The following is a 14,146-nucleotide window of genomic DNA, read 5'->3' as shown; positions in this document are numbered from 1 at the left end:
ACGACCCGCAGGTCGCCGCGCTGAACCCCGGCGTCACCCTGCCCGACACCCCGGTGGTGCCGCTGCACCGCTCCGACGGCTCCGGTGACACCTTCCTGTTCACTCAGTACCTGTCCAAGCAGGACCCGGACGGCTGGGGCAAGAACCCCGGCTTCGGCACCACCGTCGACTTCCCGGCGGTGGACGGCGCGCTCGGCGAGAACGGCAACGGCGGCATGGTGACCGGCTGCGCTGACACCCCCGGCTGCGTCGCCTACATCGGGATCAGCTTCCTCGACCAGGCGCAGCAGAAGGGCCTCGGCGAGGCCCAGTTGGCCAACGCCGCCGGCAACTTCGTGCTGCCCGACGCCAAGAGCATCCAGGCCGCCGCGGCCGGGTTCACCGACCAGACCCCGGACAACCAGGCGATCTCGCTGATCAACGGATCCGCCCCGGACGGCTACCCGATCGTGAACTACGAGTACGCGGTCGTCAGCTCCAGCCAGAAGGACGCCGCCACCGCGCAGACGCTGCAGGCGTTCCTGCACTGGGCGGTCACCGACGGCAACGCGGCGCAGTACCTGGACAAGGTGCACTTCCAGCCGTTGCCGGACGCGGTGGCGAAGCAGTCGATCGCCCAGATCGCCAAGATCAGCGCCGAATAGCCGGCGGTGGCCGGAACCGGTAGACGCAGCGCCCGCGGCGGCCCTGCGATTCGCTGGCTGGGGGCAGCGGGAGCGGTGATCCCGCTGCTGTCCCTGGTCTTCGTCCTCGGCGTCCTGCTGATCGAGGCGCTGCCCGCGATCAACGTCAACGGGCTGCACTTCTTCACCGGCACCGACTGGAACCCCGGCAACACCTATGGGGAGTCCACCGTCACCCGCGGGGTGGAGCACCCGGTCGGCGCCTATTACGGCGCGCTGCCGTTGATCGTGGGCACCCTGGCCACATCGGCGATCGCACTGGTGATCGCGGTGCCGGTGTCGATCGGGGCGGCGCTGGTGATCGTGGAGCGACTGCCGAAGCGGGTGGCGTCGGCGGTCGGGATGGTGCTGGAACTGCTGGCCGGCATCCCCAGCGTGATCGTCGGGTTGTGGGGCGCGATGACGTTCGGCCCGTTCATCGCCCACCATGTGGCACCGCTGATCGCCCGCACCGCCCCGGACGTCCCGGTGCTGCGCTACTTCCGGGGCGATCCGGGCCACGGCGAGGGTCTGCTGGTCTCCGGCCTGGTGCTGGCGGTGATGATCATCCCGATCATCGCCAGCACCAGCCGGGACCTGATCCGGCAGGTGCCGCTGCTGCCCCGCGAGGGTGCGATCGCGCTGGGCATGACCGAGTTCGAGTGCGCCCGCCGGGTGACGCTGCCGTGGGTGTCCAGCGGCATCATCGGCGCGGTGGTGCTGGGCCTGGGCCGGGCGCTCGGCGAGACGATGGCGGTGGCGATGGTGTCCGGCGCGGTGCTGGGCACCATGCCCAAGGACATCTACTCGACCATGACCACGATCGCGGCCACCGTTGTCTCCCAGCTGGATTCGGCGATGACGGACTTCACGAACTTCGCGGTGAAGACGCTGGCCGAGGTGAGTCTGGTGCTGATGGTGATCACGCTGCTGACCAACGTCGCCGCCCAGCTGCTGGTGCGCCGGGTGTCGGGGACGGCGCTGCCGGTGGGCCGGGGGGTGTGAGATGAACGGTCGCAAGGTGATCAACGCGCTGTTCTGGGCGGCCTGCATCGGCTGCCTGGCGGTGGTGGTGGTGCCGACGCTGTGGATGCTGATCGAGGTGATCGGGCGCGCGGTGCCGGTGTTCCACCTCAGCGTGCTGACCGAGAACACCCGCGGCAACGGCGGCGGGCTGCGCAACGCGATCATCGGCACTGCGGTGCTGGGCCTGGGCGTGCTGCTGGTCGGCGGCACGGTGAGCGTGCTCACCGGGGTGTACCTCTCCGAATTCGCCGGCGGGCGAACGCAGTCCATTCTGCGCGGCGCCTACGAGGTGCTGGCCGGCGTCCCGTCGATCGTGCTGGGCTACGTCGGCTACCTGGCCCTGGTGGTGTTCTTCCACTGGGGGTTCTCGCTGGCCGCCGGTGTCCTGACGCTGTCGGTGCTGGCGATCCCCTACATCACCAAGGCCACCGAGTCTTCGCTGAGCCAGGTGCCGACCTCCTACCGGGAGGGCGCGGAGGCGCTCGGGCTGCCGATCGGCTGGACGCTGCGCAAGATCGTGCTGAAGGCGGCGGTGCCGGGCATCGTCACCGGCATGCTGGTGGCGCTGGCGCTGGCGATCGGCGAGACCGCGCCGATGCTCTACACCGCCGGCTGGTCGAACTCCGCTCCCACCGGCGAACTCACCCACTCCCCGATCGGCTATCTGACCTACCCGATCTGGACGTTCTACAACCTGCCGTCGAAGTCCGCCCGGGACCTGTCCTACGACGCCGCGTTCCTGCTGATCGTGTTCGTGCTGCTGCTGATCCTCGTCGGCCGGCTGATCACCTGGCTGTCGCGGCGGCACTCGGAGTCGAACTGACTACGCTGACAGACCATGTCGAGCAGTGACGGCCCCCGGCCGCTGGACGGCTTCCGGGTGCTGGACTTCACCCAGAACGTGGCCGGTCCGCTGGCCGGGCAGGTGCTGGCCGATCTGGGCGCCGAGGTGATCAAGGTGGAGGCGCCGGGCGGTGACGCCAGCCGGCACATCACCGCGGTGCTGCCCGGCCGGCCGCCGCTGGCGGCGTACTTCCTGCCGAACAACCGGGGCAAGAAGTCGGTGGCCGTCGATCTGACCGACGCCGACGCCCACGCTCGGGTGCTGGCGCTGGCCGACACCGCGGATGTGGTGCTGGAGGGCTTCCGGCCCGGCGTGATGGAGCGACTCGGGCTGGGACCGGATGAGCTGCGGGCCCGCAACCCGAGACTGGTCTACGCGCGACTGTCGGCGTACGGCGGCAACGGACCGCACGGCAGCCGGCCGGGAGTCGATCTGATGGTGCAGGCGGAGGCCGGGATGACGACCGGCATGCCCACTCCGAGCGGCAAACCGCAGATCATCCCGTTCCACCTGGTCGACAACGCCAGCGGACACGTGCTCGCGCAGGCGGTGCTCGCCGCCCTGCTCAACCGGGAGCGGCACGGCGTCGCCGACGTGGTGCGGGTGGCGATGTACGACGTCGCGGTGGGCCTGCAGGCCAACCAGTTCATCGTCCACCTGAACCGCCCGGACCCGCCCCCGGTGCCGCCGGCCGCGAAGCCGCGGCGCAAGGGCGTCGGCTTCGCCACCCAACCCTCCGACGCCTTCCGGACCGCCGACGGCTACGTGGTGCTCAGCGCGTACACGCCCAAGCACTGGGAGATCCTGTGCCGCACCATGAATCGCCCCGATCTGATCGACGACGAGCGGTTCGCCGACCAGCGGTCCCGGTCGATCAACTACGCCGAGCTTACCGCGGAGCTGGAGGCGACGCTGGCCACGGCGACGTCGGCCGAATGGGTGGATCGGTTGCAGCACAACGGATTGATGGCGTGCCTGGCCAACACCTGGAAGCAGGTGGTCGACACCGACCTGTTCGCGGAGAACCAACTGGCGCTGCGGGTCAGCGGCACAGCCGGGGACACCGGGGCCGTCACCGTGGTCCGCACCCCGGCCCGGTACTCGTCGTTCGACGCCGTCGCCCCCGGTCCCCCACCGACCCTGGGTCAGCACACCGACGAGGTGCTGCACCCCCCGCCTACACCGTGACGGCGCTGGCGGAAGCCCGGGCCGCCGCCGGAGTGCAGACCGCGCAGCTGTCCGCCGGTGTCACCGCGTATCACGTATCGGGGGAGGCCGGCCCGTGGGTGGTGCTGGTGCACGGCATCCTGACACCGAGCTTCGCGTTCGAACCGCTCGCGGAGATGCTTGCCGCACATGGGTTTCGGGTGCTTCGTTATGACCAGTTCGGGCGCGGCCTGTCGGACCGGCCGGTAGCCGACTACGACCTGGCGTACTACGTCGGCCAACTCCGTGAGCTCACCGACCGGCTCGGCATCGACACCATGCACCTCATCGGCTGGTCGATGGGCGCGGTCATCGCGAGCCGGTTCGCCGCCGACGCACCGGGCCGGGTGGCGAGCCTCTGCCTGATCGCGCCGGGGCTGTTCCTGCGCCCGCCGTACCCGCTGCGGGTGGCACGCCGGCTGCCGGGGGCGGCGACGGTGATCGCCGCGCAGGTCGGCACCCTGATCGGCCGGCTGGCACCACTGCACCTGAGCGATCCGGCGGCCTGCCCGGACTACGGCTCGCGCACCGCGGAGCAACTGCGCTTCCCCGGGGTGGGCCGGTCGTTCGCCGCCACCGTGCTGCACTTCCCGATCGACGCCGGCAGTGATTTCTCCTGGGTCGGTGAACATCCCCGGCCGGTGCTGGTGATCTGGGGCGACGCCGACCGGGTCACCCCGTACGCCAACGCACCCCGGGTGCTGGACTGCTTCCGGCAGGCGACGCTGCTGACGGTGCCGGGTGCCCGGCACGCGGTGCACCTCGACCACGCCGACGTCGTTCACCCGGCGATCCGGGACTTCCTGCTGGCCGCCACCGCCGCGGCGAACTGACCGGGCGGGCTCGCCAGCACCCGCGCCGCCGCCAGCGCCGCCAGCAGCACCGCGACGCACACCAGGCCGTCGTCCTTGAGTCCCCACTTGATCGCGACCAGGGTTGCGGCGCCGGCGATCATCAGCAGTGTGCCGACCGCACCGCTGCGACCCGGCCGCACCACCACCGGGGCGTCCCAGCCGGGCAGCGGGGTGTTCTCCAGCGGCCGCAGTGCCACGAACAGCACCCCCACCAGTGCTGCCACCACCAGCAACTGCACGATGCTGAGTGCGGCGAAGTGCGGCTGGCCCGGGTAGCGCGGGGCGCCGAGCAGGTCGAAGACCAGGTGCGTGCCGAGCAGCACCGGGATGTGCCACAGGTACAGCGTCATCGCACCGGAGTTGCCGATCGCGGTCCACCACCAGACCCGGGGCCGCTGCGCCCACCGGGCGATCGCCGGCGCCGCCCAGATCGCCAGCACGCTGGCGATGATCGCGTGCCCGGCCAGCAGCAGCGACGGCGGGCTGGTGTTGGACAGTTTCCCGTCGCCGGTGCCCACCAGGCTCAACTGGTAGGGCCCGAACCGCATCAGGGCGACGTTGACCGCCAGCAGCACCGCCGCCACGCGCAGCGCGTCGCGCCGGGGAAGCAGCCCGCGCCGGTAGGCCACCCCGAACATCGCCGGGATCAGCCAGACCGCGAGGTTGACGTAGCCCAGCGCTGCGGCCGCCGGCCAGTGCAGCCGGACCGCGTCGACGATCGCGATGGCGCCGTAGACGGCGACCACCCCGCCGGCCAGCCGCACGGTGGTCGTGATCCGGTACAGCGCCGGCATGGCGGCCAGCACCAGCACGTAGGCACCGAGGAACCACAGCAGTTGGACGCTGACGCCGGCGATCGGTTCGTAGACGTGGATCGGCAGCACCGGGTGCAGGACGATCAGGGCGCAGGCCCAGAACGCCAGGTAGGAGAAGACCGGCCGGAACAGCCGGGTGCAGCGTTTCATCAGCCAGCCGCCCCAGTCGGCGCCGGGCCGCCACGAGCTCAGGCAGGCGGCGGCGCCGGCGAAGAAGAACAGCGGCATGATCTGGAACACCCAGGTCAGCCCCTGCATCGCGGTCGACGTGGTGAGCAGGTTGTCCCAGATCAGCACGCCGTCACGGATGATGCTGGTCGCCATCACGGTGTGGCCGATGACGACGCCGAGCAGGGCCGCGATCCGCATGACGTCCAGGGCGCGGTCCCGGCCGGCCGGGGTCTGCGCCGACAGTTCGGAGGGGCTGGGGAAGTTCAGCAGCGCCGTCATTTCGATCGGTCTCCGTTCTGTGCGAGTTCGCGGGCGTAGCCGGTGCCCATGCCCAGCAGCATCAGGCCGACGACGATGAACGCGCCGACCCGGAACATGCCGTTCAGGGTGCCGAGGTCGAACAGGAACAATTTCGCCGTGGCCGCTCCGGTCAGCATCAGCCCGGCGGTGATCGGCAGCGGGCGGTCGTCGGCGTCGGCGCTGCGCAGTGCGTACCGGAACAGCCAGGCCGCCAGGGCGATCCAGCAGATGGTGGCCGCCATGTGGCCGGCCAGGAATCCGCCGCCGGTGCCGCCGATCAGCACGCCGGCGGTGACGGTGAACGCGGTGGTGGTGTAGACGATCAGCAGTCCGCCGAGCCCGGCCAGCAGTGAGATGTCCTCTCGCTCCCGCAGCACGCCGGCGTCGGGGACCCGGTGGCCGCGCACCAGCAGGGCGATCAGCACGATGGTCAGCACCGCCCCGGCCAGCGTGGACAGCGCCTGCGACAGCGGCACCACCGTCGCGGTCAGCAGCATGCCCGGCGTCGCGTGGCCGATCAGGACGGCGACCCCGATGGCGCCGAATCCGATTGCGGCCCACCGGGCGACGGCACTGGTACGCCCGGCGACCGCGACCACCACCGCCATCGCCAGCAGCACCGGCGCCAGCACCGGCCCGCGGAAGGCCGTGATCGCGGCGACCAGGGCGGCGACCGCCGCCGATCCGCCGAGGATCTGCGCGGCGTCCCGCGGAAGCCCGCGGACCTTCAGTGCGATCGTGAGCAGCACCGCCGCCAGGATGGCGATCAGTGCGGTGGCCGCCGCCGGCGGCACGGCCACCCCGATGGCGAGCAGTGGCACGGTGCCCGCGGCCATCAGCAGCGCGGTCACCCCCGGACGGCTGGTGGCCGGCATCAGCACCAGCCCGCCGGCGATCGCGAGGATCGCCCCGGCGACGCACGCCAGCCCGACCGGCCACGGCTCGTTGCCGGTCAGTGTCACCAGCAGCGGCAGCGTCGGCGCGGCGACGCGGACCGCCGACAGCCAGATCCAGTCGCGGCCCAGCTGCACCGGCAGCACCGCCGCCGACAGCGCGAGCAGGAACGCGACCAGCGTGAGGTCGACGTCGCCGGTGATGAACGGGGCCAGGCCGATCAGCGGTGTCAGCACCAGCAGCCCGAGGTGCTCGGAGTCCCAGCGCCGCGCCAGGGTGAGCCCGGCACCGCCGACGGCGGCGGCCAGCACCAGACCGACGGCCGCGGGCACCCAGTGGTAGACCGTGCTGATCGCGACGACGTCCAGGTAGGCCGCGGCGATGCCGGTGGCGGCCAGGGCGATCGCGCCGGTCCGACCGCCGGGCCGCCCGCGCAGCCGGTGCGCCACCGCGACCAGCCCCGCCGCGAGGGCGGCGCCGCCGGCGACCCGGATCGGCGCACTGAGCAATCCGGCCTGCGCGGCCAGCACCAGCAGCAGCACCACCCCGACCAGGGTCACCGCGACGCCGGCGACGGCGAGCAGTTTGCCGATCCAGCCCGGGTCGTCCTGCGCCGGCCAGGGCTGCGGTGCGGGTCCGGCGGCCGGCTGCGGAGCCGGCTGCGGTGTCACGGGTGGCTGCGCCGCAACCGGCGGGACGGGCCGGGCCACCACCGGAGCGGCCACCGGTACGCGGTGGGTACCGGCGCTGAGCTGCCGATCGAGTTCAGCGAGGTCGCTGGAGACCCGGTACAGCTGCCAGGACATCGCCTGCAGTTCTGCGGAGAGCCGATTGATGACGGCACGATGCGGTTCGGTCACAGCGACCACCTTGCCGGGTTCGGCGCCGCCGCGGATGAGTAGGACTACCCGATCCGGCTGTTACCGATCCAGGCCGTGCTCGATCGCGTAGCGGGTCAGCTCCACCCGGTTGGCGACCTGCAGCTTGCGGAACGTGGCCTGGACGTGGTTCTCCACGGTGCGGTGGCTCAGCGACAGCCGGGCGGCGATCTGTTTGGCCGACAGTCCTTTCGCCACGTGGCGCAGCACCTCGGTTTCGCGTTCGGTCAGCGCTGGAGTGGCCGGTCCGCGATCCGGGCGCTGCGCCAGCCGCCGGTATTCGCCCAGCACCAGCCCGGCCAGGCCGGGGGTGAACACCGCCCGCCCTTCGGCGGTGGCGCGCACGGCGTCGTCGAGTTCGGCCTTCGAGGCGCTCTTCACCAGATATCCCGTCGCGCCGGCTTTCACCGCCTGCAGCACGTCGTCGCGTTCGTCGGACGCCGACAGCACCAGCACCCGCGTCGCCGGTGAGACCTCCAGCACCGCCGCCGTCGCCGCCGCCCCGTCGCCGTCGTCCAGTCGCATGTCCATCACCACCACGTCGGGTTTGACCACCTCGGCCCGGCGGCGCGCGGCGGCGACCCCGTCGGCGGTGGCGACCACGGTGAAGCCGGACTCGGCGAGGTCGCGGGCGACCGCGTCACACCAGATCGGGTGGTCGTCGACGACCATCAGCGTCAGCCCGTCAGTCATCGCGGCCCGCCCGCCGCGGCACGCTGAGCTCCCATTCGGTTCCCTCCCCGATCTCGGTGTGCAGCCGGGCGCTGCCGCCCAGCGCTTCCAGCCGCCCGACGATCGCCTGTGAGATGCCGAGGCGGCCCTGCCGGACCGCCTGCGCCAACCGTCCGTCGGCGATTCCGGGCCCATCGTCGCGCACGCTGACCAGCACCGTGTCGGCCAGATCCTCCAGCAGCACGAACGCCCGGGCATCGGGGCCGGCGTGCTGCCGCACGTTGTCGAGCACGTTGCCGATCGCCGCGTCGAGTTCGGCGGCGACGTCACCCGGCAGCGGCACCGCGGTACCCGGCAGGCTCAGCGACACCCGGTCGCCCTCCCGGCGGCTCAGCAGGCTGCGCAGGTCGGTGCTGCCGGGGGTCGCGGTCAGTTCGCTGGAGCTGACCAGCCGGCGCAGGGCGCGCTCCTGTTCACCGGCCAGTTCCGCCAATTCGGCTGCCGGGCCGCCGATCTCCCGGCCGCGCCGGGCCACCAGCGCCAGCACCTGGATGACGCCGTCGTGGACGTGCCGGGACAGTCGTTCCCGCTCCTCGGTGGCCGCGGCCAGCCGGGTGGCGCGCTGCAGTTCGTCGTGGACGCGGCGGGCGGTCACCGCGGCCATGCCGACCGCCAGCCCGAGCGCGAGCTCGATCACCACGGTGGCGTTGCGGCCGAGGTTGAGGCTGAGGTAGCCCTTGACGAAGGCGCTGGTGGCGGTGACCACCGCGGCGGTCACCATGCCGCCGACCGGGCCGAACTGCAGCGCGGCCGAGACGGTGGCGTTGCTGGCCCACAGCGTCGTCGGCCAACTCTGGTTGTCCAGCGTCCACTGCCGGGAGGCGACGGCATCGGTGGAGAGCATCAGTCCGACGACGACGACGATCTCGGCGAGCACCCACGCCGACCGGTGGCGCACGCCGCGCAGATAGGCGACCGCGGCGACGGCGCTGAAGCCGATCAGCACCGCGAACAGCGCCCGGGTCAGCCCGGGCCGCAGCAGATCACCGTTGATCGCGATCTGAAAACCCAGTGCGTACACGCAACTCAGCAGCCGGAACACCTGCGCCGCCCGCCACAGCGGCGCCGTCGCCTCCGACTCCCGGCTCACCATGGGGTCAGCCCGCCGATCAGACGAATCCCCAAGCGGCACGGGCGATCGCGAGTTCCTCGTTCGTCGGGACCACCAGCACCGCGGTGCGCGCACCGTCCGGTGAGATGATCCGCGCTCCCCTGCCGCTGCGGTTGCGCTGCGGGTCGACGGTGATGCCCAGCCCGTCGAGGCCGGACAGCGCGTCCTCGCGCACCGCGGCGACGTTCTCACCGACGCCCGCGGTGAACGCGATCGCATCCACCCGCCCGAGCACCGCCAGGTAAGCGCCGACGTACTTGCGCAACCGGTGCACGTACACCCCGTAGGCCAGCGTCGCCTCCGGACGCCCGGTCGAAACCTGTTCCAGCAGTTCGCGGAAATCGTTGACCCCGCACAGGCCGCGCAACCCGGAGCGCCGGTTGAGCAGTTCGTCGAGTTCCGCCACGCCCATGCCGGCGGTTCGTTTCAGGTGCATCAGCACGCCCGGATCGAGGTCGCCGCAGCGGGTTCCCATCACCAGGCCCTCCAGCGGCGTCAACCCCATCGACGTCTCCACGGCGACCCCGCCACGCACCGCCGACGCCGACGCCCCGTTGCCCAGGTGCAGCACGATCGTGTTCACCTCGGCCGGTTCCCGACCCAGCAGCGCGGCGGTCTGCTGCGAGACGTATTCGTGCGAGGTGCCGTGGAATCCGTACCGGCGGATGCCGTACTGCGCAGCGACCCCGGCGTCGATCGCGTAGGTGGCGGCCGCCTCCGGCAACCCGTGGAAGAAACCGGTGTCGAAGACCGCGACGTGCGGAACGTCCGGGAAGTCGGCGCGCGCCACCGTGATTCCGACGACGTTCGGCGGATTGTGCAGCGGCGCAAGGTCGGACAGGCGTTCGATCTCGGCCAGCACCGCATCGGTGATCAGCGTCGGGGCGTGAAACCTGCGGCCGCCGTGCACCACCCGGTGTCCGACGGCCCGCACCGCCGCCAGGTCCACCCCGGAGTCGACCAGGTCGCCGTGGATCCGCTGCAGCCCGGCGGCGTGGTCGGGCACCGGCCCGCCCGGTTCACCGATCTGCTCCACCAGCCCGGAGACCACGGCCTCGCCGGCCACCGGGTCGACCACCTGGTATTTGATCGACGACGATCCGCAATTGAGCACCAGCACCAATCCGGTCACCGACCCACCTCCTGCGCCTGGACGGCGGTGATCGCCACCGTGTAGACGATGTCGTCCACCAGGGCACCGCGGGACAGATCGTTGACCGGCTTGGCCAGGCCCTGCAGCACCGGCCCGATCGCCACCACACCGGCGCTGCGCTGCACCGCCTTGTAGGTGTTGTTGCCGGTGTTGAGATCCGGGAAGATCAGCACGGTGGCGGCCCCGGCCACCGCCGAGTCCGGCATCTTGGCTGCCGCAACCCCGGCGTCGACGGCCGCGTCGTACTGGATCGGCCCGTCCGCCAGCAGGTCCGGGCAGCGCTGGTGCACCAGTTGGGTTGCCGCACGGACCTTGTCGACGCCGGCGCCGAACCCGGATTCCCCGGTGGAGTAGGACAGCAGCGCCACCCGCGGTTCGATGCCGAACGCCGCGGCGGTGGACGCCGACGAGATCGCGATGTCGGCCAGCTGTTCGACGGTCGGGTCGGGTACCACCGCGCAGTCGCCGAACGCCAGTACCCGATCGGACAGGCACATCAGGAACACACTGGACACGGTCGAGACGCCCGGTGCGGTGCGGATGATCTCGAACGCCGGCCGGATGGTGTGCGCGGTGGTGTGCGCGGCGCCGGAGACCATCCCGTCGGCGATCCCGCGATGCACCATCATCGTGCCGAAATAGGAGATGTCGCGCATGATCTCGCGCGCCCGCTCCTCGGTCATGCCCTTGTGGGCGCGCAGTCGCGCGTATTCGGCGCCGAACGAGTCCAGCAGATCACTGTGCTGCGGGTCGATCACCTGCGCCGCCGACAGGTCCACGCCCAGCTCCGCGCCGCGGGCGCGCACGGTGGACTCCACCCCCAGCAGGGTCAGGTCGACGATGCCGCGGGACAGCAGCCGCCCGGCCGCCAGCAGGATGCGGTCGTCGTCGCCTTCGGGCAGCACGATGTGCCGGCGGCCGGAGCGGGCCCGTTCCAGCAGCCGGTATTCGAACATTTGCGGGGTGACCACCGTCGACGCCGGCACCCGGATGCGTTCGGCGAGTTCGGCACCGTCGACGTGGCTGGCCATCACCTCCAGCGCCGTGTCGATCTTGCGCAGCGCGTCGACGGTGATCCGGCCGCCGGTCTGCGAGACCCGCTCGGCGGTGTCGTAGGTGCGGTGACTGCAGGCGATCAGCGGCAGCGCCGGCTGCAGACCCTTGACCAGCTTGTCGATCGCCGGGTGCGGCAGCAGCCCGCCGTTGAGGATGATCCCGGCCAGCGACGGGAAGCCCTGCGCCTCATGGGCGTTCACCAGTGCCAGCAGCACGTCGGAGCGGTCGGCGGGCACGATCACCACCTGCCCCTCCACCAGCCGCTCCAGGATGTTCTCCGCGGTCATCCCGCCGACCATCACATCCAGCGCTTCGCGGCGCAGCAGTTCCGGGTCACCGCTGTAGACGGTGCCGCCCAGCGCCGCGCAGAGCTCGGCCATCGTCGGGGCGGCCAGCACCCGGACCTCCGGCACGGCGAAGGCGGGGACGCCGGCGGCGCCCAGCACCCCCGACAGCGCCCGCTGCACGTCGTCGAGGTGCGCCGGGACGCAGCGGTTGGCGATCACCGCCGCGGGCTGCGCGTGCACGGCGGCCGCCTCGGCCAGGCAGCGCCCGGCGATCTCGGCGATGGCCTGCGGGTCGCGGTTGTGCCCGTTGATCGCCAGCACCAGCGGGGCGCCGAGGTTCACCGCGATGCGGGCGTTGAAGCTCAGTTCGCTGGGGTTGACGACGTCGGTGTAGTCGCTGCCGACCACCAGCACCGTGTCGCACTGCCGGGCGACTTCGTGGAAGCGCGCGACGATTTCGCTCAGCGCCGCCTCTCGGTCGCTGTAGACCTGCTGGTAGGTCACGCCACGACAGCGGCTGTGGTCGTCGAGGGTGGCGGTGGCGTGGGCCAGCAGCAGTTCCAGCTGCTCGTCGGGTTCCTCGTGGGACCGCACGATCGGCCGGAACACTCCGACGCGTGCCGCCGAGGACGCCAGCAGGTGCAGCAGGCCCAGTGCGATGGCTGATTTCCCGGTGCCGCCCTCGGTGGCCGCCAGGTAGATGCTCGACGCTCGGGTGTCAGGGGTCGGTTCGCTCATGGCGTTTTCAACCTAGCGGTGTCCGCCCGGCGCGGCGCCGATCGGGGACGTCTTTCAGTTCGCCGCTGGCGGCTGATTCTGGGCCGGCGGCGGGGCCGGCGATGCCGGCGGACTGTTGCGCGCCGGTCGTCTGGGCTGTTCCGGCCAGATGCAGTACACGCCGCCGAATCCGGCGGAGTCCAGGCAGATCGGCCCGGTGACGGGGGCAGCGATCGCCACCGCTGCGGGGACGTCGGTCGCGGGCCCGCGGTCGATCGTGGCCGCCCCGATCGGTATCAGGGCGGCGATCAGGGCTGCCCCGATGCCGGTGGCGATACGACGGTTCACGAGGCCCTCCCTCTTGAACTTCCGGATCTCGATTCCGGTGAAGTTGTGTCCGCGGGGATTTGACGACGCGGTAGCCGTCGTCGGCGGCGAACCGCCCTCTCGGTGGTCGATCTGCAGTCGGACGTCCGGCGGTGCTGCCAGCCTAGCAGGATCACCGGCGTTCGATCCGGTGAAACCCCACGTCCGGCCGGGTATCACCGCCCCACCGACTCCCGGTCGGCGGAACGGTTCTGGCTCGGCGTCGGGTCGCCGTCCCGCGCCCCGTCCCAGGGGCAGTACAGCGCGGCAAAGCCGGTGGCGCGTGGTCCGCAGAGCTGGGTGCCCGGCGGTTCCGCGCCGCCTCCGGACGCTGCGGCGGCCCCCGCCGGCAGCACCGCGAAGGCCGTCAGGCCGGCGAAAACGACCGTGTAATTGCGTAGCTTCTTGATAACCATCGAACTGAACTTCCCGTGCGGAGAATATCCGCGCTGCCCTTCGAATTGACTGACGATATTCATTGGGCGACTACCCGAATTCGGCAGCCGGCCCGGCCGGGTTTATCTGCCCGGCATGCAGACGGGGCCGAAGATGTTGACCCACACCAGATGGCAGCTGCCGGTCGGCGCCTGCTCCGCGGCCAGCGGCACGGCCGCCGGGGCCGGCTGGCCGCCGACGGCCGAAGTGGCGACCACCGGAGCTGCGGCACCATCGTCGCCGGTGGCGGATGCGATCCCCGCCGCTGAGACACCGACGGCCAGAACTCCACCGGCGACCGCCCCTAAAGCACGTACGATAAAGTGATTCATTCGAATTCACGTCCTTCGAAACAATAATTATCGCCACATCTGCGAATTTGCATTATTTGACGTGACTGAATCGATGGTATATCGGTACGCGAGATGACTCAACAAAACGGCAGGTGACATTCGACGCACGCCAGGGAACGTGTGGTCGTCGTCTCAATTGAGACCGTTGATTACGGTGACGGTGAACACCGCCACGGAGAATTGTGACACGGGCCGCGTCGAGAATGCGGCGCGCACGCCGACCGACGGGAGATTACAGCATTAACCGGACGGTTGATATAGATCGGGGTAGTCCTTCACAAACACC

The 14,146-nt window shown here is 71.1% G+C and carries 14 protein-coding genes; 5 read left to right on the top strand and 9 right to left on the bottom strand.

The window, feature by feature from the left end:
- The 5 genes from pstS to KIH27_RS21170 form a co-directional block, all read left to right on the top strand.
- A partial coding sequence (gene pstS, locus KIH27_RS21190) for a phosphate ABC transporter substrate-binding protein PstS (protein ID WP_214094944.1) occupies window positions 1-644 on the top strand: 644 nt, incomplete at its 5' end.
- 6 nt (window positions 645-650) lie between these two features.
- Window positions 651-1,667: a phosphate ABC transporter permease subunit PstC gene (gene pstC, locus KIH27_RS21185; protein WP_214094943.1), complete on the top strand. Its 1,017-nt coding sequence runs from the start codon at window positions 651-653 to the stop codon at window positions 1,665-1,667.
- A 1-nt stretch (window position 1,668) separates the two neighbouring features.
- Complete coding sequence (pstA, locus tag KIH27_RS21180; RefSeq protein ID WP_214094942.1) at window positions 1,669-2,511, top strand: phosphate ABC transporter permease PstA; 843 nt, start codon at window positions 1,669-1,671, stop codon at window positions 2,509-2,511.
- Between the two features lie 15 nt (window positions 2,512-2,526).
- The gene (locus KIH27_RS21175; RefSeq protein WP_214094941.1) at window positions 2,527-3,720 is read left to right on the top strand and encodes a CoA transferase; all 1,194 of its coding nucleotides are present in this window, start codon (window positions 2,527-2,529) and stop codon (window positions 3,718-3,720) included.
- Complete coding sequence (locus KIH27_RS21170; RefSeq protein ID WP_214094940.1) at window positions 3,717-4,571, top strand: alpha/beta fold hydrolase; 855 nt, start codon at window positions 3,717-3,719, stop codon at window positions 4,569-4,571. The genes KIH27_RS21175 and KIH27_RS21170 overlap by 4 nt, the downstream gene beginning before the upstream one ends.
- Here the strand turns inward: KIH27_RS21170 and KIH27_RS21165 are convergent.
- The 9 genes from KIH27_RS21165 to KIH27_RS21125 form a co-directional block, all read right to left on the bottom strand.
- Window positions 4,520-5,857 carry an acyltransferase family protein gene (locus KIH27_RS21165; protein ID WP_214094939.1) on the bottom strand — a complete coding sequence of 446 codons (1,338 nt, stop codon included), beginning with the start codon at window positions 5,855-5,857 and terminating at the stop codon, window positions 4,520-4,522. The two genes, KIH27_RS21170 and KIH27_RS21165, sit on opposite strands and share 52 nt — an antisense overlap.
- A complete protein-coding gene (locus tag KIH27_RS21160; protein ID WP_214094938.1) occupies window positions 5,854-7,632 on the bottom strand; it encodes a DUF2339 domain-containing protein in 1,779 nt (592 codons plus the stop codon). Before KIH27_RS21160 ends, KIH27_RS21165 begins: the two co-directional genes overlap by 4 nt.
- A 60-nt stretch (window positions 7,633-7,692) precedes the next feature.
- A complete protein-coding gene (locus KIH27_RS21155; protein WP_214094937.1) occupies window positions 7,693-8,343 on the bottom strand; it encodes a response regulator in 651 nt (216 codons plus the stop codon).
- Window positions 8,336-9,475, bottom strand: a complete 1,140-nt coding sequence (macS, locus tag KIH27_RS21150; RefSeq protein ID WP_214094936.1) for a MacS family sensor histidine kinase — start codon at window positions 9,473-9,475, stop codon at window positions 8,336-8,338. Before macS ends, KIH27_RS21155 begins: the two co-directional genes overlap by 8 nt.
- Window positions 9,476-9,491: 16 nt before the next feature.
- Window positions 9,492-10,625 carry an acetate kinase gene (locus KIH27_RS21145; RefSeq protein ID WP_214094935.1) on the bottom strand — a complete coding sequence of 378 codons (1,134 nt, stop codon included), beginning with the start codon at window positions 10,623-10,625 and terminating at the stop codon, window positions 9,492-9,494.
- Window positions 10,622-12,727 carry a phosphate acetyltransferase gene (pta, locus tag KIH27_RS21140; RefSeq protein WP_214094934.1) on the bottom strand — a complete coding sequence of 702 codons (2,106 nt, stop codon included), beginning with the start codon at window positions 12,725-12,727 and terminating at the stop codon, window positions 10,622-10,624. The genes KIH27_RS21145 and pta overlap by 4 nt, the downstream gene beginning before the upstream one ends.
- Before the next feature lie 54 nt (window positions 12,728-12,781).
- Window positions 12,782-13,054, bottom strand: coding sequence for a hypothetical protein (locus tag KIH27_RS21135; protein WP_214094933.1), 273 nt, complete (start codon window positions 13,052-13,054; stop codon window positions 12,782-12,784).
- A gap of 194 nt (window positions 13,055-13,248) precedes the next feature.
- Entirely contained in the window at window positions 13,249-13,488 is a 240-nt protein-coding gene (locus KIH27_RS21130) for a hypothetical protein (protein WP_214094932.1), read from the bottom strand.
- A gap of 102 nt (window positions 13,489-13,590) precedes the next feature.
- On the bottom strand, window positions 13,591-13,839 hold the full coding sequence (locus tag KIH27_RS21125) for a hypothetical protein (protein ID WP_214094931.1): 249 nt from the start codon (window positions 13,837-13,839) through the stop codon (window positions 13,591-13,593).
- Between the last annotated feature and the right edge of the window lie 307 nt (window positions 13,840-14,146).

The sequence above is a fragment of the Mycolicibacter acidiphilus genome, assembly GCF_018455725.1.
Classification (GTDB): Bacteria; Actinomycetota; Actinomycetes; order Mycobacteriales; family Mycobacteriaceae; genus Mycobacterium; species Mycobacterium acidiphilum.
The sequence above is the reverse complement of the archived record's forward strand: the minus strand, read 5'-3'. Positions and strand labels throughout refer to the sequence as shown.

Excerpts from the sequence above, each read along its gene's own strand:
- KIH27_RS21155 (WP_214094937.1), bottom strand. The coding sequence starts at position 8,343 with ATGACTGACGGGCTGACGCTGATGGTCGTCGACGACCACCCGATCTGG.
- KIH27_RS21175 (WP_214094941.1), top strand. The coding sequence starts at position 2,527 with ATGTCGAGCAGTGACGGCCCCCGGCCGCTGGACGGCTTCCGGGTGCTG.
- macS (WP_214094936.1), bottom strand. The coding sequence starts at position 9,475 with ATGGTGAGCCGGGAGTCGGAGGCGACGGCGCCGCTGTGGCGGGCGGCG.
- pta (WP_214094934.1), bottom strand. The coding sequence starts at position 12,727 with ATGAGCGAACCGACCCCTGACACCCGAGCGTCGAGCATCTACCTGGCG.
- KIH27_RS21125 (WP_214094931.1), bottom strand. The coding sequence starts at position 13,839 with ATGAATCACTTTATCGTACGTGCTTTAGGGGCGGTCGCCGGTGGAGTT.
- pstA (WP_214094942.1), top strand. The coding sequence starts at position 1,669 with ATGAACGGTCGCAAGGTGATCAACGCGCTGTTCTGGGCGGCCTGCATC.
- KIH27_RS21165 (WP_214094939.1), bottom strand. The coding sequence starts at position 5,857 with ATGACGGCGCTGCTGAACTTCCCCAGCCCCTCCGAACTGTCGGCGCAG.
- KIH27_RS21130 (WP_214094932.1), bottom strand. The coding sequence starts at position 13,488 with ATGGTTATCAAGAAGCTACGCAATTACACGGTCGTTTTCGCCGGCCTG.